The organism is Emticicia aquatilis, assembly GCF_014644295.1.
Taxonomy (GTDB): domain Bacteria; phylum Bacteroidota; class Bacteroidia; order Cytophagales; family Spirosomataceae; genus Emticicia; species Emticicia aquatilis.
Genome location: NZ_BMKK01000002.1, coordinates 253,767 through 273,252, shown reverse-complemented (window position 1 = coordinate 273,252; position 19,486 = coordinate 253,767). Strand labels below are relative to the sequence as shown.

General features: G+C 34.6%; 19 protein-coding genes. 8 read left to right on the top strand and 11 right to left on the bottom strand.

Features of this window, described 5'->3' with window-relative positions; all coding sequences use genetic code 11:
• The first annotated feature begins 19 nt into the window (after positions 1 to 19).
• The 6 genes from IEX65_RS05355 to IEX65_RS05330 all read left to right on the top strand — a co-directional run bounded on the left by IEX65_RS05355 (position 20) and on the right by IEX65_RS05330 (position 4,767).
• Positions 20 to 1,108: a nucleoid-associated protein gene (locus tag IEX65_RS05355; RefSeq protein WP_188764996.1), complete on the top strand. Its 1,089-nt coding sequence runs from the start codon at positions 20 to 22 to the stop codon at positions 1,106 to 1,108.
• Complete coding sequence (locus IEX65_RS05350) at positions 1,101 to 2,078, top strand: GTP pyrophosphokinase (RefSeq protein ID WP_188764995.1); 978 nt, start codon at positions 1,101 to 1,103, stop codon at positions 2,076 to 2,078. The genes IEX65_RS05355 and IEX65_RS05350 overlap by 8 nt, the downstream gene beginning before the upstream one ends.
• Positions 2,079 to 2,191: 113 nt before the next feature.
• Positions 2,192 to 2,779 (top strand): hypothetical protein, encoded by a 588-nt coding sequence (locus IEX65_RS05345; protein ID WP_188764994.1) that lies wholly within the window; start codon positions 2,192 to 2,194, stop codon positions 2,777 to 2,779.
• 5 nt (positions 2,780 to 2,784) lie between these two features.
• Positions 2,785 to 3,261, top strand: a complete 477-nt coding sequence (locus tag IEX65_RS05340) for a helix-turn-helix domain-containing protein (protein WP_188764993.1) — start codon at positions 2,785 to 2,787, stop codon at positions 3,259 to 3,261.
• The gene (locus IEX65_RS05335) at positions 3,261 to 3,698 is read left to right on the top strand and encodes a hypothetical protein (protein WP_188764992.1); all 438 of its coding nucleotides are present in this window, start codon (positions 3,261 to 3,263) and stop codon (positions 3,696 to 3,698) included. Before IEX65_RS05340 ends, IEX65_RS05335 begins: the two co-directional genes overlap by 1 nt.
• A gap of 511 nt (positions 3,699 to 4,209) precedes the next feature.
• The gene (locus tag IEX65_RS05330; protein ID WP_188764991.1) at positions 4,210 to 4,767 is read left to right on the top strand and encodes an antirestriction protein ArdA; all 558 of its coding nucleotides are present in this window, start codon (positions 4,210 to 4,212) and stop codon (positions 4,765 to 4,767) included.
• Positions 4,768 to 4,899: 132 nt separating this feature from the next.
• Here IEX65_RS05330 and porV read toward each other — a convergent pair whose 3' ends face one another.
• From porV to IEX65_RS05295, 7 genes are all read right to left on the bottom strand, one after another.
• Positions 4,900 to 6,063 carry a type IX secretion system outer membrane channel protein PorV gene (gene porV / locus IEX65_RS05325; protein WP_188764990.1) on the bottom strand — a complete coding sequence of 388 codons (1,164 nt, stop codon included), beginning with the start codon at positions 6,061 to 6,063 and terminating at the stop codon, positions 4,900 to 4,902.
• Positions 6,064 to 6,119: 56 nt separating this feature from the next.
• Entirely contained in the window at positions 6,120 to 10,829 is a 4,710-nt protein-coding gene (locus IEX65_RS05320; RefSeq protein WP_188764989.1) for an immunoglobulin domain-containing protein, read from the bottom strand.
• Positions 10,830 to 11,122: 293 nt separating this feature from the next.
• Positions 11,123 to 11,740 carry a hypothetical protein gene (locus IEX65_RS05315; protein ID WP_188764988.1) on the bottom strand — a complete coding sequence of 206 codons (618 nt, stop codon included), beginning with the start codon at positions 11,738 to 11,740 and terminating at the stop codon, positions 11,123 to 11,125.
• A 408-nt stretch (positions 11,741 to 12,148) separates the two neighbouring features.
• A complete protein-coding gene (locus tag IEX65_RS05310; protein ID WP_188764987.1) occupies positions 12,149 to 12,436 on the bottom strand; it encodes a hypothetical protein in 288 nt (95 codons plus the stop codon).
• Positions 12,437 to 12,446: 10 nt separating this feature from the next.
• Complete coding sequence (locus IEX65_RS05305; protein ID WP_188764986.1) at positions 12,447 to 12,593, bottom strand: hypothetical protein; 147 nt, start codon at positions 12,591 to 12,593, stop codon at positions 12,447 to 12,449.
• A 13-nt stretch (positions 12,594 to 12,606) separates the two neighbouring features.
• The gene (locus IEX65_RS05300; protein WP_188764985.1) at positions 12,607 to 12,888 is read right to left on the bottom strand and encodes a helix-turn-helix domain-containing protein; all 282 of its coding nucleotides are present in this window, start codon (positions 12,886 to 12,888) and stop codon (positions 12,607 to 12,609) included.
• A 15-nt stretch (positions 12,889 to 12,903) separates the two neighbouring features.
• Positions 12,904 to 13,185: a hypothetical protein gene (locus IEX65_RS05295; protein ID WP_188764984.1), complete on the bottom strand. Its 282-nt coding sequence runs from the start codon at positions 13,183 to 13,185 to the stop codon at positions 12,904 to 12,906.
• A 176-nt stretch (positions 13,186 to 13,361) separates the two neighbouring features.
• Between IEX65_RS05295 and IEX65_RS05290 the strand changes: the two genes are divergently transcribed.
• Entirely contained in the window at positions 13,362 to 13,736 is a 375-nt protein-coding gene (locus tag IEX65_RS05290) for a helix-turn-helix domain-containing protein (RefSeq protein ID WP_188764983.1), read from the top strand.
• 137 nt (positions 13,737 to 13,873) lie between these two features.
• Here IEX65_RS05290 and IEX65_RS05285 read toward each other — a convergent pair whose 3' ends face one another.
• The 4 genes from IEX65_RS05285 to IEX65_RS05270 form a co-directional block, all read right to left on the bottom strand.
• Positions 13,874 to 14,293, bottom strand: a complete 420-nt coding sequence (locus tag IEX65_RS05285; protein WP_188764982.1) for an EamA family transporter — start codon at positions 14,291 to 14,293, stop codon at positions 13,874 to 13,876.
• An 8-nt stretch (positions 14,294 to 14,301) separates the two neighbouring features.
• Complete coding sequence (locus IEX65_RS05280) at positions 14,302 to 15,720, bottom strand: hypothetical protein (protein ID WP_188764981.1); 1,419 nt, start codon at positions 15,718 to 15,720, stop codon at positions 14,302 to 14,304.
• Complete coding sequence (locus IEX65_RS05275; protein WP_229250536.1) at positions 15,717 to 16,337, bottom strand: RNA polymerase sigma factor; 621 nt, start codon at positions 16,335 to 16,337, stop codon at positions 15,717 to 15,719. Before IEX65_RS05275 ends, IEX65_RS05280 begins: the two co-directional genes overlap by 4 nt.
• A gap of 126 nt (positions 16,338 to 16,463) precedes the next feature.
• Positions 16,464 to 16,871, bottom strand: a complete 408-nt coding sequence (locus IEX65_RS05270) for a PepSY-like domain-containing protein (protein WP_188764980.1) — start codon at positions 16,869 to 16,871, stop codon at positions 16,464 to 16,466.
• A 170-nt stretch (positions 16,872 to 17,041) separates the two neighbouring features.
• On the opposite strand from IEX65_RS05270, the gene IEX65_RS05265 reads away from it, so the two are divergent.
• Entirely contained in the window at positions 17,042 to 19,474 is a 2,433-nt protein-coding gene (locus IEX65_RS05265; RefSeq protein ID WP_188764979.1) for a TonB-dependent receptor, read from the top strand.
• Positions 19,475 to 19,486 lie beyond the last annotated feature (12 nt).

Sequence of the window (19,486 nt, the reverse complement as noted above, 5' to 3'; positions counted from 1 at the left end):
CAACTTTAATTAATATATTATGGATTTAGGAATACAGTTTTTGAAAATAAAGAGATTAATAGTTCATAGGATTATAGAACGAGTACCTTCTCAGCCTTCTGCAACAGTAGAGCCAGAAAGCCAAATCATCAACTTAGATAATAAAGCCGAAGAAATACTTTTTAAAAGAATTATTTCGGCAGCAGGCAAAGAAAGTAACGCATTTATAATGGGTATTAAAGAAACCTCCGATGGAACATTCTTTGATTACGCAACAAAATTAAATAAAGCTGCTGAGAAAGATTTTGTTAAAATAAGTGTAGATATTGCAGAGTTATTAGCTGAAAATCAAAAAAAAATGGGTTTATCAGGGGCATACTTATTAGTAATAGATGGATATAATGATATTACTAAAAAAAGTATTGCAATCGTTATAAAAGCCGAACTTCAAGAAGCATTAAAACATTCAAATGCAAATAATCAATCAGTAATAGAAGTATTGGAAAAAGTATTTTTAAGCCCAGCTCAAAAATTATTCAAAATTGGTGTAATTATTGAAAAAGACATTGATGTTTTAGATGGTAAAATTGATGCTAAAAATTACATAGGGTTGTTGTTTGATAGTCAATTTAGAGCAGAATTAACCCCAGCAGCCTACTTTTATAAAGACTTTTTAGGGTTTTCAATTGATGAAAATGACAAAATTCAAACCCAACGGCTTTATGATAAAACCGACGAATTTATAAAAAAACATATAAATGGTTATGTTGAAAAATCACAGTATTTGAGTTATCTAAAAAACTTTTTTTTAGTAGATAAGAACCCATTAATACAGCCTACAAAATTTGCAACAGCACTATTTAGCGATGAGAATCTCTTAGATGTTTTTAAAACAGAGGTTGTTGATAATCTTCCTTCAACATTTTCTAAGGATACTATATTAATAAAAGCGAGATTAGAAAAAAGGAGTATGAGGTTTAAAAATAACATTACAATTTCAGGCCCAGAACAAAAATTCAACGATTCTGTTGTTGTTGTTACTAATTTATCAGATTTAAGTCAAAATGATATTGAAAGTACAACTTATACTATTCTAAAAATAGCAGGCAAACCATATCATAATGAGTGAAATAGAAGACAAAGTATTAGCTGATTTTAAGGCACTTGAACCCGATTTAAAGAAGTGGGGAAAGTTTGTCGATGAATCACTTTCAACTATTGTCTTGAAAAACTTAGTAGATAATTATAAAGTTAAAATCAAACCATCATTTAGACTAAAAGAAGAGAGGTCATATATATCAAAGGCTTTATGGCGTGAACGTGACAAACCATATATTAATCCACTAACTGAAATTGAAGATAAAATAGGAACGAGAGTAGTATTTCTTTTTTCAATTGATGTAAAAAAAGCTTCAGACTTAGTGTTAGAATCGGATTTATGGATTGCTAAAATCACAAAAAAATATGATGAAATATCAGAAAAAGACCCTGAAAAGTTTGGTTATCAGTCAATTCACGTAGTTGTACATCCAAAAGAACAAAACGGCTATACACATGATATAAAAGATTTAACTTGTGAAATACAACTAAGAACCCTTTTGCAACATGCTTATTCTGAAATAAGTCATGATAGCACCTATAAAGGACCTTTTAAAAAGGACAAAGAAATAGCTCGGAAGCTATCAAAATCAATGGCATTAATGGAAGCTACTGATGATTATTTTTGTTCAATATTTGAAATGATTGCAGATGAAACTCGTAAGGTTCATAATTTTACGCTTGAATTAATCAACATATATAAGACAATAGACCCTAATTTTAAGAATGAAACCCTTGATAGAGAGCTAACTGAGATTTTTTTTAATTTTTTAGATGATTACGACATTTCAATTGATGCAATAAAAGAAATTTATCAAAAAAATAGAGTATCTATTGACTATGCGATTAAAAAACCCAAAAATTATCTTCCAACACAACCTGTTTTTTTGTTAGTTGTGTATCTCTTTTTTAATCATAGACATTCATTTGTAAATAAATGGCCATTAATGAGCCAACAGTTAGATGAGTTATATTTAACATTTGGAGTCAGTCGAAATTAAAATGAAAAAGCTAATAATATTACCATTTACTGCATAAAATATTTTCAAAAACTTAAGTAGAAAGTCTTAAAGTTTGTACTTTTGTTAAATAAATAAATTTATATGTTTATTTTATGAGGATTAGCAATATTTTTGCACTTAAAAAAGTACGTGAAAAACTTTTTTCTGTTCAATTTGAAGAAGATACACCACACGCTTTTGAGCAGTTATTCGATGATTGGAACGATATTGAGTACCTTTTCGATTTCTTCCATGACAATATTTTAGATTTACAAAATGATTTTTGGCAGACAGTTTTTGATAGAACTATTTCGGTAGATGAAGCAATTGACGTAACACTTGACCATGCAGAAAAAATAGAGAAGCGAATTTTGGACCTTGCTAAAAGAAACACTACACAAAATGAAAATAATTTGGATAGGCTTTTCGTACATCTACTAAAAGATGGGACGTTTAATTCAAAATTTGATGCTGCCTACAAAGCATACGGAACAACAAAAAGTAGTTGGTTACGCATTTATGCCATCAAAATAGAAGATACTTATATCATAACAGGCGGTGCAATTAAACTTACAGGTAAAATGCAAGACCGCCTACACACCCAACAAGAATTAGATAAATTACAGAATGTAGCAAGTGAATTAAAAAGAAATTATTTTACGAACAATTCAGACTTCGATTTTGTTTATCTCGAAATTTAAGACACATGAACCCTCTAACAGCCTCCGAAATTTTAGACAAATTAGCTACACAAGATACTACTTGGCAACAAAAAGCCGAAATGCGTCAAGAGAACAAAGAATGGCTCGACCGTTCGGCTAAAATTGCCATCAAAATACTTACCACATTACGCCAAAACCGTTTGGCTGGGCAATACCCCTGTTCCCAAAAAGAATTGGCTGACCTCATGGATTGCACACCGCCACGAATCAATAGAATCGTGAAAGGTGGCGAAAACCTTACGCTTGAAACAATCGCTCAGTTGGAAAATGCACTAAAAATTCAATTGATAGACCTTAAACAAACTTATGTAGTGAAAGCTGACACCTCATTTGATGCTATTACCTCATATATTCCGACAAATGATGGCGGTTATATAATCAATACAACCAAAAAAATAACTGATACGAGCCAAACACACCAAGTTCAGGCAGGAAATACATCTTATGCAATGGCAGCCTAATGGAAAATACAAATGAATTAATCAGTTTTGGAATCAATCAAATTGCAACAGAGCAATTTGCCATTATTCCCGAAGCACATAAAATTGGTGAAGCCGCTCAAATTCAACACGAATTGAATTTTGGAATTGACAAGGAAAACAAACGAATTTATGTGCGAAAATTAGCACGTTTTCAACACCCTGATAGTAGTCCTTTTTTGATAATTGCAGTTGCTTGCCACTTTTTCATTGTTTCAGAAGATTGGGCTAAACTACAAGTGCCAGATTCTGAAAGAATTGTGCTACCTAAAGATTTGGGGGTACATTTGGCGATGCTTACAGTAGGCACTTTGAGAGGTGTACTTCATGCTAAAACAGAAAATACGCCTTTTAGTCAATATATCTTTCCGCCGTTTGATGTTACATCATTACTACCAGAAATAGTATCTTTTGACTAACTATTATTTCGATATTAATTTGACAAAAACTCTCCACAACTTCTATCTTGGAGAGTTTTTTTTCTGAAAATAACACTGTAAACCTTATTCATCTGTCAAACTATTAGCACTCAGTTTACCACATAAATAAAATTTACTCCCTCCCTAATTCATAAATCACTGAACTGACCCACACAAAAGGTACATTACCAGCTTGCAGAAAAGCAAATTGTCAAAGAGCCTTTTCACCCATGCTCCAGCGAGAAGCGGTCATCATTACGTTTTCCCCACGCACATTTTTTTCACACTGTGCATCGAAAATTACGAGAAATAGCCTGACAACTGCAAGCCTTCACTACGTCATTTGTTTTTTTAGCTTTTCACAAAACCCAACGCACCGTAAACCATCAAATGGGCTTGCAATCAAGGGGTGGCCGTCGCTACGGGCGGTCGCCCTGTCATTCTATTCTCGTGTTGGAATCGGCGATTGCTCGTGCGAGTGCTGGGCTACTTAATTTTAATCATTTTTACAATGAAAACTTCACAAACACCTCAAATTTATGTTGGTACTTACGCTAAATACAATGGCAGCGGCCACCGTAACGGCTCTATCGCAGGCGAATGGGTTGATTTAGAAATTTACGATACAAAAGATTCTTTCTTTGAGTATTGCAAAGAGCTGCATTGCGATGAAGACGATGCAGAGTTTATGTTTCAAGACTATGAAAATATCCCTGAAAAGTTGATTTCGGAATGCTCAGTAAGCGATAAATTATTCGATTACATTGAAGCCATAAAGGATATGGAAGACGAAACCATCGAAGCACTGGGCTTATTTATTGAAGATAAAGACATCAATAAGGATACTGATTTTGAAGAATTGATGCAAGAGTTTAGCGACGAGTATCAAGGCTATTACGATGGCTCAGAAGGAACAGAAGTTGAATTTGCCTATAAGTATATTGAAGAGCAAGGGATTCTAAATGAGATGCCAGAACATCTACAATATTATTTCGACTATAAAGCTTATGCAAATGACTTATTCATCAACGATTTTGTTGAGCATGATGGTCATGTTTTCCGAAGATAGAATTAGGGGGAAACCCCTTTTTTGTGAAATGGCTATCAAAAATTTGTTAAGATTATGTCGCACAAATAGTATCAAAAAAAATAGCCATACATAAGCAGGGCTATTTTTAAAAATGAAAAAACAAATAAACTCTTAAAAAAGAGAATAATTCAAAGAAACTCGGAAGGTATTCGACAAGACCTTATTTCGTTTATTTGGAATCAAATAAGCTAAATCAAGTCCAAAACCCTTAAACTTTCCACCTAAACCAAGCGTGAAGTAGTGTATATCTCCCTTTCGCTTATTCTGAGTGTAATAGCCCGCACGAGCATAAAGGGACTCTCGAAACCGAAACTCTGTGCCGAATGAAAAAGTAATTTCTCTCATGGTTTCACGCAAACCATTGGGTGCAGTACCCCACGATTGAAAAATTGTGCCAATTCCTGTGATGTTTTCTTCATTTCGCCCTGTAATAATTTCATTGTTGCTATTACGAACTGATGGAGTTGGTACAAGTAGCTTATTAGCATCAACAGTAAACATCAATACATTTTGCTTTTTCCCAAAAATAAAGTTTTGAGCCGCCCCAATTTTTAGTAACGTTGGTTGAAAAGTCCGCTTGTTATAATCGCCATAAGACACTTTACCGCCAATATTTGATAGTGACACACCATAATTTAACCAACGCTTTTTTGTATTTCTGCCATCGTGGTAAAAGTGCAAATCACCAGCAATAGCATTGACTGGTCTGGTAGTTACATTTCGAGTGGTTGAACGAGCCGATAAATTGGAATAAATATATTTTAAACCAACTGAAAAGCTATTATTACGACGAAGTTTGAGGCTATAAAAGCCATTGATTGATAACTCTTTTGATTGGAAGTTTTGGATAAACACTCTATTATCTCCATATATTTCTACACTGCCAGCGTCAAAATATTTTGCACTAAACCCAAAAGCTGTCTTTCCTTTGGCTTGAAATAGATTTAAGGCGTACAAGTTCATTCCTTGAATGAGGTTTCTATAATAGGGTGTATAATGCAACGATATACCATTATTTTTTGCTTTTTCAGTGCTATCCTTAATCCTCGTATTGTTTAAAAACACCAATTTCGCAGGGTTCATCAAAGCACTATTTCCATCGGGAGAAATCGCAATTCCTGCTTCGCCCAATGCTGCACTTCGAGCATCATACGTAAAGTTTTGAAACGGAAATGCTCCAACTAAAATTCTATTCTCGTTTACGGGTGTGTAAACTTGTGCCATACTTTGAAGACTTGCTAAAAATAACAAGCCAACCATTTTTAAATTTTTCATCTGATTTTATGTTTAAATACCTTGCCAGTTTGACTGACAAGGTATTGGTGAATGTGTTAGTTATTGACTTTTACAATGCGTTTTTTCAAGGTAATTGGTTTATTCCCATCTGTACCAACGATATACAAAATGTAGGTCTCGGATGGTAAATTAAATAAGTCGAGTACGATGCTATCTAAATAGCGTTCTTGTCCACCACCTTCATAGAGAACTTCTCCACGTTGGCTGTAAAGAATAAGTTTTGCCCCATCAATGCAGCCTTTCGATTTGATGTATAATTTCCCCGAAGTCGGATTTGGATAGGTTATTGCCTCGCTGATGTTATAATCTAAGACTGTGATGCTTACTGTTGATTCATCGGATTTTTCATTATCGGCATTGATGCAGTACAAACTATATTTTTGTGTTTCAACCTTTGTTCCTGTTACCTCAATCTTTTCACTACTTTGACCGTTTGACCAGACAATTGTACCATTACATTGAGTAAGAGTAGATAGGATTAATTGCTTATTCAAACAAAGTGTATCGGTGATTGAATAACCACGAATACCGTTACTCGTTTCAATCTCAATTGGGCGTGGCCTTACTCGAACTTTGACCGATGCAGTATCAGAAATACAATGCCAAATGCCACAAGTAGCCGAGTAAACCGTATTTTTCTCTGGTCTTACTACAATGCTTTGCGATTTTTCTCCTATGTTCCAACGTAAGTTTTCATTACAAGCACTGGCGGTTAGTGTGGTTTTCTCACCTTCAAGGATAATCAAATTTCCACTAATAGCTGGTTTTTGGGGAGTTTGGTAAACTTTGATAAAAATGGTGGTGGTATCAGAAACCAAGGAGTCTAACCCTACGCAGATAGCTTTGTAAATACTATCAGATTTTGGTGAAACTGTAAATGAGAGTTCTTTTAAATCTCGATTATCTAACCAAACCAACTTACCGCCATCTTCACAGTTTTTTGCTGTAATAGTTGTTGATGTACCGATACACAAAGTGTCTGAACTGGCACTCACAATAGGCTTTTTGGGTCTTACATAAACTTTAAATTGATTCCATTTGCTGTAACAACCATCGAAAAAACATTGAGAATAGTAAGTAGTTGTTTGTAAGGGTTTTGCTTGAATTTTATTCAACGTATCAGCCAGTAAAATATTTTCTGCTTTCCATTCAGTACGGTTACAAGCATCGGCCAATAACTCAATTGTTTCACCTTTGACAATAATTGCAGCTTTTTCAACACCTTTGGCTGTAATTGTTGGCGGAGCTATTGGAACTTTGACAGTAACTTTGATAGCCACCGCTTCACTCCAGCCAGTTTCAGCATCATAGCATGATACGGCATAAGTGCTTGATTCGGTCAATCTTTCTTGAAATCCTTCTGGCACTTCCACCCTATTTGGAATATCCATCCAATTTTTTGTCCAATGTACCTCCGTGCCATTCATGCAGCCACTGACCAATTTTACATTATCGCCGTAGCAGATAGTTTGGTCTTTAGCTGTTGGTGATGGTGTTTTCATTGTAATTTCAATCTCGTTTGAGTTGGTACAACCATAGCCCCCCACACAAGTAACGGTGTATTTTGTACTTCTTCTGGGTTTTACTTCAATGGTATTTACATCATTCTCACCTGTTGACCATCTAATAGAACCATTACAGCCACCAGTACCGATTCTTACTGTTTCGCCTAAAAAATAAGTCGTTTTTTCACTGCCAATGTCAGGTTTGGTGGGCAATGAAATTGGATTTATCGTAATATCTCCAGCACCTTCACCAACTGAAGTTGAACACATAACTCTGAAATTAGTTTTCTTCGTAATTGGGTATGAATTAGGATTCTCAATAGGTTTGGCGTCTGTAAAATCATCCTTGTGCCAAACCACCCAATAAAATGTCGTAGAACAGCCACTTTGGCCAAGGGTAGCCGTAGAACCCCAACAAACATCTTTTCCATTAGCCTGAATCACGGGAGGTTTTACCTCGATTGTAATCTTACCTTTCCCACCACAAGCATTCGGACTTAAACATTCTGCCACGTATTCTGTATATTTATTAGTAGGCCAAACGGTGATTGGATTCCCTTCCGCTTGTCCATTTTGCCAACTGACCACACCATCGCAACCAGTCGTACTTAAAATCGTTGATTCTCCTAAAACAATTGGATTTTTTGAAGCAATAATTTGAAAATCCTGCGGTTGTCTGATAGTTACTCCAATAGTTTCGGTAGCTTCGCCCGCTGATGTAACACAATGCCCCGTGAATGAAACCGCTTGAACTATTCCGTTATACATTGGAGAAATTTCATTCCTACGACCATATTCTGGGGAAGTCCAATAAATATTATTTGATGGGCAGCCACTCATACTTAAAGTTGTTGAGCTACCTACACAAACGATATTTGGAGAAGCTTTTATTGTAATTTTTGGAGCATTTACCTCAATTCTTATTTTTCCATTTCCTCCAATACAACCACCGTTGGCGGTGCAAGTAGCTGAATACTCAGTGCTTGCTTTTGGAGTTACAGCAATACTACTGGTACTTTCACCCGTATTCCAAGAAATAATCCCATTGCAATTTGAAATATTCAAGGTAGCTATTTCTCCTAAAATTAAAGGATTTTTAGAAGCCAAAATTGTCGGAGTAGCACCATTTGAGTTAATGATTAATTTGACCAAAATTCTTCCATTACTCGTGCAGTTATTAGTAGTATTCCTTGCTTGAACGTAGAAAAGACCATTGTTTAAGGTTTCTGAACTGGGCGTGAAATTTACACCCGTTGCCAATAGGTTTCCACCATTTGAAGCATCAAACCATTCCGCTACCTCATTATTTCCAATACTAACAGATAAAGTAGGAATAGCTTGACCTGCACAAATGGTTTTATCACCCGTACTAATAGGAACATTGACTGTTGGACAAGTACAAGAGGGTGAATTTACTGTCTGCGTGGTAACACAACCAGAATTACTTGAGGCAGTCAAGACGACATTTGTACCAGTTGGAATACCTGAAACGATACCTTCTGCGGCAGCCGCTGCTGATACTATACCAACGGAGCTTGTAACTACGCCATTACTTGTAAAAGATACGGAGTAAGTCAATAAATCTGCTGAGCATATAGCTGTTCCTACGCTTAAAGTTGGTAAGTCATTGATAGCTAAACTTATTGGTGTTCGAGTTGCACTCACACAACTATTTTGCAGATTTCGAGCTTGAACATAATATGTACCAATGGTAGTAGGCCTGTAACTTAATGTACTACTGGCTACTAATATTAGATTGGCATCATACCAATCTGATGTTTCGTTTGTTCCAACACTCACGCTTAAACTTGGGAGTGTTTGTCCTTGACAAATACTTTTATTACCGCCACTAACGGGTGCATTAATGACAGGGCAATTACAAGTAGGCGAATTGACAGTTTTAGTTACCACACAACCTACACTATTGATAGCAGTCAATTGGACATCTAATCCAGCGGGAATATTGATTACTGTATTTCCCGAAACTGTGCCTGCGGAACTTGTAATTATGTCATTACTTGTAAAATTGATGGAATAAGTCAGTAAATCTGCACTACAAGTTGTTCCGCCAATGGTAAGGTTTGGTAAGGTGTTAATGGTAACTACTCCCGAAGCTGTACTTGTTGCATCAGCACAAGGAGGTGTTGCCAATACCTTACAAGTAGCCATATATGTTCCCGCTTCATTAACAGTTGTACTCGTCCCTACAAATCCATTATTCCAAGTAATTGTTCCATTGATGCAGCCTGTGGCAGTAAGCGTACCAATTTCACCTTGACATAAAGACAAACTATTTACTGTGATATTTGGTGCAACGGCATTGCTACAACAAGGTGTTACATTCATCACTGCACTTTGCTCTGACTGTGTTTGCCCTGCATTTTTGGCAATGACATAATAACTCCCACCTGCCGATATATTTAAACCCGTGAATGTACCTTGTCCATTAAAAGTATTCCCTACTTGTGAAATACTGGTGCTTGCTATGGGGCTTGGATTACCAAGTCTATATAATTCTAATGTACCTGATTGTTGGAAAGCAACATCAAATGTGGCACTGGTTGCACCACAATTCAAAGTACCTGATATAATTGGCGTAACGATTTTATCATATTGCAAAGTCACTTCCACATCCAAAGCAGTATCATCGCAATAGGTACTACCATCATCTCCTTTATCGACAATAAAATAGATATAGCTACCTGCACTCACATCAATTGCTGATACATTATAAGTGGTCGGACTATTCGAGGTGGAAATGATGGTTCGTGGAAATATGGTCAAATTATCGGTTTTAATGGTATAACCAATATTATCACCACAGCCAAAAGTGGCTCGTTGTAAGGCATTGGTGATTCCGAGAATATGCACATTGTTGGGAATAGCTAATCGCACAACAGAAGGAGATTCTCCAGGGTGGAGAAAAACACCAAACGGTGGAAATGGTTGGGGTGTTACTTCGGCAGCATTTAATTGTTCATAGGCCAAAAATGGGTAGCTTTCTTGTCCTACATTAAATGTCCATCCTTTTTGTGAAATATTAATACCTGAACCTGTTCCATCTTCGCCGTAATAAGGGAATGATTGAAAAGTACCATTATTTATTGTACCATAACTAAACAAGCCATTAGAACTTGGATTTTGTTGCCCTACCACACTTTTTAATTTAAAGGTGATTTGGGCTTGAGTTTGAATTACTGAAAATAAAGAAAGCAGTAAAACATATAGTCTTTTTTTCATGTGATTGAAATTTGATTTGCTAATAAAAAAATATAAATCTGAAGTATTTAAGGTTTTAACTTGAATCGAAATAGGGAACATTCTGCTTTTTCATAAATTGATTGTATTAATTAAAAAATAAGTATTTCTACATACCGCAAGCAAATAAATTTTCTTTTTTAAGTATTTTTTATTTAAAATGAAAATATTTAATTACAAATATTCCTTGAAAAGCCTGCATTTGCAATTTATTAATTTTCAAATATAATATTTATTTATTTAAAATGAAAATATCAAATTACTATAAAATATATTCAAGAGAACGGGTAAGCATTGAGATAAGCAAAATAGAATCCTTCAACCCTTCCTTGAGGGAATTTTCGTTCTTTTAACATTCGGCAATGTTGAATAAGAGCCTCTTTTGTAACAAAACGATGTTTATACATCTTAAAAAGTTCTATTTCTGATGCTTTAGAAGTTTCAGCATATTCGGGTTTTAATTCTTTTGATGCAGGCGTTGAAATTTTTATCTCATTCAGTTTTATCAAATAGTCATTCAGAACAAAATAAGTTTGTATGATTCTCTGGGAAACAATCAATTTTTTCCACTGTAAAGGATTAAACTCAAGTAATAATTCGTCTTGGTCTTTACCTACATTTTTATTCGTATAAAAGGCAATGTAATAAGCTTTTTCTAAATAACCATTTGCAACGATTCGTTGAACAAAATTTGTGAGACATTTTTCTTTGTCCTTTGGTTCATCGTGGAATTTATGTTTCGAATAACCGTCAAACATCACTGCTCCAGTTCCATCTTTATGGCTGTAACAATGTTCGGGGCGAAGAAAAATCTCACAACGATAAGTGGCTCTTTCTCTATCGCCGACAAACTTAAATCTCTTTTTCTCTTTTTGACTGATGGGTGTATTCATATTTATTTCTGTTCAAAATATTCTAAAAAAATGAAACATTTTCTTTCCCAAAACAAAAAACTTTTTGCCATTAACGTTAATCTGAATAACGTTACTCTGAATAACGTTTAGATAACGATTTAAGTAAGGGTACTCTTTGAGTAACGCTTTATATATAAAGACTTGGACGAGGAAGCCCCTAACCGAATAACATGAAATCGGGCTTCAAAAAAATGCCCATTTTTTGGGCAATAAAACTTCATCACTGAGTTTTTCAGCTTGCTTTAAATGTTTTAGAATCGTAGCTACATAACTCTAAAACACAATGATATAAATGATTTTGAGGGCGGACTGTTGCAGTTTTTCAAGGAGTGCTTTTTCATATTTTGGGAGATTATAGGTGATAAAATTGTTTATATTTTATGTGTTTCAGGCTATTTTTGCAGCATATTCAACGATGTTTCCAAAAAGAGTTATATTCTTTTTAGTTAACGATTGAAGTAAAAAATCATAGGCAAATTCGGTGATTTGATATAGTTTAGGTTCATTTATACCATCCAGTACCTCTGTTTTTAACTCTATAAGTTCATCAATACAGTTTTTTGAAAATTGAAAATCTACCTGAGCGGCCTTATAATTTTCATCATTATCAATGCTATATTCTCTAAAATCCAGAATAAAATCTTCTAATTCTGAGCTATATATTTTTGTTTCCATTCAGGTTATTTTATTTGATTATAGTTTCGATAACATCTCTTTTGATAATCTCTAAGATTCCTAAAAAGCCATTAACGAACCCACCAATGAGTAAAATTGGTAGCAGAATTGGTAAAAACATTATCCACTGACATAAATATCCGTAGTTGATTTTCATAATTTCAAGATTTCTAAACTATCCTTTTACCTGCTATATAGGCTTCTATTTCCTCTCTATAAAAAATTACTGCTTTGCCAGGTTTATGAAAAGGAATTTCTTTATTACTTGTCAGTTGATAAACATAATCGGGTTTTACATCCAACATAGCTGCCACTTCTTGGCGAGAAATTTTGGTTCGAGAAACTACCGTTTGCTTCGATTGAAGAGCTTCATTAACACCAGTTTTAATAGCATTTTGAAGCATATCCTGCAAATCATCGAGTGATATTTGAATTAAAACAGTCGTTCCCATTGAAAAAAGTGCGTTTTATTGTGTAATTTTATACCATTCAGGTCGCTCATTTTGAACAGATTCATCGAATACTTTGAGAGCTTCCAAGAAATGTTGGTTTGATACTTTGCCTGTATGAGCATTCGTAATCATAGTGATTCCAACATTATTATTAAACATTGGATTACTTGCAAGAAAAGCTTTTTTCCAACCTCTATGTTTACTAAACTTTTTGAGTAAAGTGTGAATAGCACTTTTACGATTTTCAACTTCTTCACGTTCTTTTTGACGGATTTGGGCAATAGATGATGACAGCATAAGAATGAATTTTAATGAGACAGTTTGATTTATACTTGTTTTTTGTGTATAATTACGCTGTAATAAATATTACGTAATTATAATACGTATATATTTATTAATTATAAATATATAATGTATTACGTTATTAAGAATAATAAAAACCCAATTAGTTACATAAATGTCCCATATTTAGAATGATTCCAAATAATACAACCGTAAAAGACCGCCTAAAAGAGCTTAGAGGCGACCTTACACAAGCAGCATTTGCCGAGAAGTTCGGTGTAGTGGCTGTCACAATTTCACAAATAGAGAAAGGTAAGCAAAACCCAAGCTGGGATTTAGCATTACGAATTTGTGAAGAATATAATTGTTCGATGGATTGGCTTCAAGGCCGCTCAGAAATCAGAACCATTCAGGTTTTCTCACCTGATACTTTTAAGGAAAAGTATTATGACCAGTTAGAAAAAAATAATGCGTTGAAGGATAAAGTCATACAATTACAGGAAGAACTAATAAAAAATATTTCCGAAAAATGTGTTATGAAAAACTCAGAACTCGTACCAAAATAAATAGAACCAATGGTTGATTTATAGCACAGAAAATTAGTTAGAACAAACTAATCTATATTTCAATAAATAAATCCAATAAAATTTGATACGTTATGTCCAAAATGAAAAACACAAAAAATATTTCCTTAATATTATATTTACCAAATCAAAATCACTAATCCAATAAAGATAACAACAGCTCCAAAAAATAATTTGGGAGTAAGTGGCTCTTTCAGTAAAGCAACAGAAAGAAAAATTGTAATTACAATACTTCCTTTGTCAATAGCGGCTACGTAAGAAACTGTGCCTAATTTCATGGCACGGTAGTAGAAAATCCATGAAAGACTTGTAGTAATACCAGAAAGAGCCAAAAACAACAATGATTTTGAGGTGAGTTGTTCGATTCCTCTTATGCCACTCCATGCAAATAGATTGAGCCAAACCAGTACAAATACAATACTTGTACGAATGGCTAATCCCAAATCAGCACTGATTTTACTAATACCAAACTTCGCAAGTAGAGAAGTAAGTCCTGCAAAAAAAGTTGCTAATAAAGCATAAATCAACCAAAGAGGCATAAGTTTATTTATTTACCCAAGTTTACAAAAAAACGCATTTTAGCACCAAATACAAATTCTTCTTTTTTATAAACTGTTTCTCTTAGTTGAGTAGAAATGTATGGATGTACCTGAAAAATCATTCGGTTATATTTTTTTTCAATTCCTGCCGAAAATTCGAGGTTACTCAAAAGACTTTTTGGAAGGGTTGATTTAAATGTGCCTTGTTCAAATTTGCTATTATCCTCTTTATAATCAAAATTGATGTATTGACGCACGAATAAATCAAGGTCAGTAGTCGCTGAAAACAACAAAGTAATATCATTCCGAAGCGGATAACGGTAAGTAATACCGAATGGGATTTGTAACAAATAATTCTGAAAATCAAGATTAATAATATCATAATTCACAGGTATATAAGGAGCATAAAGTTGTCTAAAATCTTGTTTGGTTACAAATAAAAATTGTTCAGAAGTATAATAGCTGTTTCCTGTAATATTCAAGAATCTAAGTCCTGCGTTCATGCTCCAATGCTTACTCAATAGTACATCGCTCAGAAGGCTACCACCGATTTGTTCATTGCCAACATCAAAACTTACACCGACACGATATTTTAAATTTACCAAAGAGATAGAAGGTAGCTTTATAGTAATGTGTTTTCTTTGAGCCAGTGCATCAACAGGCATTTTAGTAATGAAATTTATTTTAGGGTCTTGTTTAGTCCATAAATAAACATTTTGGTTGAACGGAATACGATTTATTTCACTAAGATTCTGTATTTTACTATCAGAAATTAATTCATTTTTAGCTATTTTTAGTGTGTTTTCAGACAAATTGGTAGGCTCTAATATTTGATTGGTTATTCCGTTTGTTGCCTGACTTAGAGGTTGAATATTTTCTACATCTTTACTTAAATTATTTTTATTTTCGACACCTAATTTACTAATAGTTACTGTATTTTGGTTCGTTTGGTTTTCTTTAATTGGGCTTGGCAAAGCAGCTTTCATTTCTTTATCAATAATTTGATTATTAGTTATAAAAGGCTGACCATCAATTGTTTTTAAATTTCCATCTAAGTCAGATTGAGCAATAGTATTATCAATCGTACGCCACTTCGTTATATATTTTGTAAGATAAACGGTATCAGTTTGGTAAACTATTTGTGTTTGAGTAGCCTGTTTAGTACCTGTTTTATTTACCAATAGTTCATTGATTTTTAGTAAAGATGTATTATCATAATTTTGTTTTATGTTGAAAAATAAAGATGAAAGTAAAAGTATTGCACCTGTTGAGTAGAGGAATAGACGACTATAACGACTCCATATCGAACCTTTCGGAACATTAAGAGCCATAAATGACTTCATTTCGTCCCAATCGTTTTCCTCAAATTTTGGTTCGATGCTTTCAAGTTTTTTCTTGATTGCATCATTATACTTATCTATGTTCATTTTGTCGAGTGTTTGTCTATTTCTTGATGATAGTTTTCATACAAGTGCGGAAATTCTTTTTGTACTAAATTTTGTAATTTTACTCGTGCTTTCATAAAATTTGAACGAGAAGTACCTTCATTTATTTCTAATATTTCGCCAATTTCTCTGTGATTATAGCCATCTACTACGTGCATTACAAAAACCGTTCGATACGACGGCGGCAGTTTCTGAACCAAAACTAATATTTCATCGGCTGAAATTTTATTAATTATATCTTCATCATAAATAGGTTCTTCAACACCATCAAAGCTAATTTCTTGGTTATACTTTTTATTATCTCGATAATAATTGATAGCCGTATTGACCATAATTGTACGTAACCAAGCCTTGAAAGACAATTCGGGCAAATATTTATCTAAATTATTAAATACTTTCAAAAACCCTTCATTTAAAATCTCTTTTGCTTCTTCTTGGTTAGAAGAATACCGCAAACATACGCTTTTAGAATATCCAAAAAACTGTTTATACAATAAACTTTGGGCATTTTGATTGCGTTCAAGGCACGCCTTTAAGATGCTTTCGAGGTTATCTTCCGAAAAAGGTATTTTCTGATTAAAAAACAAATTTCTGTTCATTTAGTGTCTATTTATCAATACACTTTATTTTTATAAACCGTTGCCTGTGCTAAAAAATAAATAATTTAAGCACGAAAAGGTAGAGTCGAACTAACGACACTACCTTTTCACTCATAGGGAAAACCTTTATTTAATTGTTTTACCCTGAGCATCAAACATTAAATCTTTTCCACCAACTTCGGCTTCATACATAGTCTTTCCACCTTTGGTAATCATGGCTGCTTCTTTTACTTTTTTACCTTTCAATGCCGTCTGGATTGCCGCAGGAAGTGCAGAAAACTCAATTTCTTTTTCAACTTCTAAAACTTGACCTTTTGCATCAAAAACAACTGATAATTCTTCTTTTACTTGTTGAAATGAAGCCTCATAATCATTGCCTTCTTTGTCCCATTTGATTGATTTGGCATTTGGATAAGCCTTTTCAAAAGCCTGTTTTACAGCAACTGGAACTTTATATGATGCCATTTTTTGAGCAAAAACGGCTGTACTAATTGTGGTTGCGAGTACTGCAACCAATACAATGTTACGTTTCATGTTGTTCGTTATTTAAGTTTAACGATGCAACATTACGATTGAATTATGTAGCGATTTTGGAGAAATGAAAATGCTTGAATAAAACCATAGCACACTTTTTATTAAAAATCCAGAATTACGACAGAATCAACGACTAATTTTGCAGTACTTAAAATCAAAGAAATATAATTATGTTTAAAAATCTCTTCATTATCCTATCCTTGATGGCAAATGTGGCCATTGCACAACAGCCCAAAGGAAAAATAACTGGAAAAATAACGGATGCGACTAACAATCAGCCACTTTCTTTTGCTTCGGTAAGTATTTTCAAAAATCAGAATGCCAAAGATTCTCTTATCGGTGGTGCAAGCACTACCGAAACAGGGATATTTACAATAAATAACCTTCCAGCGGGCAGATTGACTCTAAAAACTTCGTTTATTGGTTATCAAGCCATGAGCCAGACCATCGAATTAACAGAGAATACGATTGATTTAGGCATAATAAAATTATCGCCAGATGCGACATTACTCAAAGAAGTACAGGTAAAAGCCGAAAAAGATGCCATTGCGATGGGAATGGATAAGCGGGTTTTTAATGTTGGGAAAAATCTTACTTCAGTCGGTGGAACGGCAGAAGCTTTATTGAGAAATGTGCCGACAATCAGTATGGATGAAAGCGGAAATCCAACTTTGCGAAACTTGGCGACAACCATCTATATCAACGGCAAACCTACGCAACTGACTTTGGCACAGATTCCTGCCAATCAGATTGAATCGGTCGAAGTTATTTCAAATCCATCGGCACGCTATGATGCTTCTACTTCGGGCGGCATTGTGAATTTGGTTTTAAAGAAAAATCGCAAAACTGGCTATAATGGCACCGCAAGTCTGGGTGTAGGTAACAATTCAAGACTTGATGGCTCTCTGAACTTAGATTACCACGAAGGAAAATGGAACGTAACGGCACTATATAACATGAATTCAACGAAAAACCCTTTGAATGGCTATGTTAATCGCACCAATTTTACCAACGGAACGCCCAGCAATTATTTCAACCAAAACACGGCTATTAGTTTGGATAATATCTTCAATAATGGCCGTTTGGTGGTTGACTATTCGCCCAATAAATACAATGTTTTCTCGGTTGCAGGAAACATCGTTGGCGGAAAGTTTAATACCGCCACCAATCAAAATTACGAATATCGCAATGCTGAGAATCTTATTACAAGCTATGGCGGACGAACAACGCAACCACAAAATGCTTATACAAATATCGGAGCTGAGTTTGATTGGAAACGTACTTTTGCCAAGAAAGGTCGTGAACTAAGTTTGCTTACTTCATATACTCGAAACAATGTTTCAAACCTTGCCGATTGGCTCACGACTGCCCAAAATGCCAATGGGAGCAATCAAGTAGGTTTTCCTGAAAAAGACAAAATTACTGGTCGCCAAATTGGTAGTCAGTATTTGGCTCAGTTAGATTATATACACCCCATAAACGATTCTACCAAAATTGAAATGGGTATCAGAAGCTATACTTTTGACCGTGACCAGCAGTATTTTTTCAACCAACTCAACAACGATACGCAAGCCTATAATCTTTTGGTCAATTATTCTCAAAATGCCAATGTACTCGAAACCATCAATGCAGCCTATTTTCTTTATGGCAAAAAACTACCTAAAAACATTAGTTTGGAAGCTGGTTTGAGGGTTGAACAGTCGTTTTTGCACGGACTTTCAAAGTTTGATAATGCCTCTTTTGGTTACACTTATCCTTCAAAAAATGGCAAAAATTGGTTTCAAGCATTTTTTCCGTCTTTTTCAGTATCGAAAAAAATCAATGAAGATTCAGAGTTGGGTTTAAGTTTGAGTAGAAAAGTTGGACGACCAAATTTTAGACATTTATTTGTCGGAATACAAGCCAACGACCGCCAGAATATCACCATTGGCAATCCGAATGTACAACCCGAATTTGTGAATACCGCCGAGCTGAATTATAACCGAACCATTAAAAATTTGAGTTGGTACGCATCGCTTTATTACATCTACGAAGACCATACCATCAAGCCATTTATTCAGCCTTTGGCTACCGACCCTACTATTTTGGTTACGACATTTGTCAATGTAAAAGCCGATATTCAAACTGGTATGGAAAACACCTTTAAATACACCGCAGGAGCATTATCAGTCATGGCAAATATCAATGTTTTTAGTTTAGCGTTGCAGACAAATACCAGCACAAACCAAGCCTTTACGGTTCGAAGCAAAGCGAGTGTGAGCTACCGTTTTCCTGCCAATATTTCGGCACAAGTGAGCGTAAACCGTGATGGGCGTTCGCCTTCGTTGCAAGGGTATAGATTGCCCGTAAAGGCTGCCGATTTTGCCATCAGAAAATCATTTATGCAAAACCGTGCAAGTGTGGCTTTTAATATCAATGATATTTTTAATTCCCGTAAATTTGTTACAACTTACGAAACAAACAACACTTATCAAGCCACGATGAGTCGCCGTGATATTCGTTTTTATAAACTTACGCTACAACTTCCACTCGGAAAACCCGATGCTAATTTCCGTAAAAAAGAACGTAGCCTTAATAAACCTGATGTTGATTTTAGCAATTAAGCAACGAAAACC

Excerpts from the sequence above, each read along its gene's own strand:
- IEX65_RS05355 (WP_188764996.1), top strand. The coding sequence starts at position 20 with ATGGATTTAGGAATACAGTTTTTGAAAATAAAGAGATTAATAGTTCAT.
- IEX65_RS05350 (WP_188764995.1), top strand. The coding sequence starts at position 1,101 with ATGAGTGAAATAGAAGACAAAGTATTAGCTGATTTTAAGGCACTTGAA.
- IEX65_RS05345 (WP_188764994.1), top strand. The coding sequence starts at position 2,192 with ATGAGGATTAGCAATATTTTTGCACTTAAAAAAGTACGTGAAAAACTT.
- IEX65_RS05340 (WP_188764993.1), top strand. The coding sequence starts at position 2,785 with ATGAACCCTCTAACAGCCTCCGAAATTTTAGACAAATTAGCTACACAA.
- IEX65_RS05335 (WP_188764992.1), top strand. The coding sequence starts at position 3,261 with ATGGAAAATACAAATGAATTAATCAGTTTTGGAATCAATCAAATTGCA.
- IEX65_RS05330 (WP_188764991.1), top strand. The coding sequence starts at position 4,210 with ATGAAAACTTCACAAACACCTCAAATTTATGTTGGTACTTACGCTAAA.
- porV (WP_188764990.1), bottom strand. The coding sequence starts at position 6,063 with ATGAAAAATTTAAAAATGGTTGGCTTGTTATTTTTAGCAAGTCTTCAA.
- IEX65_RS05320 (WP_188764989.1), bottom strand. The coding sequence starts at position 10,829 with ATGAAAAAAAGACTATATGTTTTACTGCTTTCTTTATTTTCAGTAATT.
- IEX65_RS05315 (WP_188764988.1), bottom strand. The coding sequence starts at position 11,740 with ATGAATACACCCATCAGTCAAAAAGAGAAAAAGAGATTTAAGTTTGTC.
- IEX65_RS05310 (WP_188764987.1), bottom strand. The coding sequence starts at position 12,436 with ATGGAAACAAAAATATATAGCTCAGAATTAGAAGATTTTATTCTGGAT.
- IEX65_RS05305 (WP_188764986.1), bottom strand. The coding sequence starts at position 12,593 with ATGAAAATCAACTACGGATATTTATGTCAGTGGATAATGTTTTTACCA.
- IEX65_RS05300 (WP_188764985.1), bottom strand. The coding sequence starts at position 12,888 with ATGGGAACGACTGTTTTAATTCAAATATCACTCGATGATTTGCAGGAT.
- IEX65_RS05295 (WP_188764984.1), bottom strand. The coding sequence starts at position 13,185 with ATGCTGTCATCATCTATTGCCCAAATCCGTCAAAAAGAACGTGAAGAA.
- IEX65_RS05290 (WP_188764983.1), top strand. The coding sequence starts at position 13,362 with ATGATTCCAAATAATACAACCGTAAAAGACCGCCTAAAAGAGCTTAGA.
- IEX65_RS05285 (WP_188764982.1), bottom strand. The coding sequence starts at position 14,293 with ATGCCTCTTTGGTTGATTTATGCTTTATTAGCAACTTTTTTTGCAGGA.
- IEX65_RS05280 (WP_188764981.1), bottom strand. The coding sequence starts at position 15,720 with ATGAACATAGATAAGTATAATGATGCAATCAAGAAAAAACTTGAAAGC.
- IEX65_RS05275 (WP_229250536.1), bottom strand. The coding sequence starts at position 16,337 with ATGAACAGAAATTTGTTTTTTAATCAGAAAATACCTTTTTCGGAAGAT.
- IEX65_RS05270 (WP_188764980.1), bottom strand. The coding sequence starts at position 16,871 with ATGAAACGTAACATTGTATTGGTTGCAGTACTCGCAACCACAATTAGT.
- IEX65_RS05265 (WP_188764979.1), top strand. The coding sequence starts at position 17,042 with ATGTTTAAAAATCTCTTCATTATCCTATCCTTGATGGCAAATGTGGCC.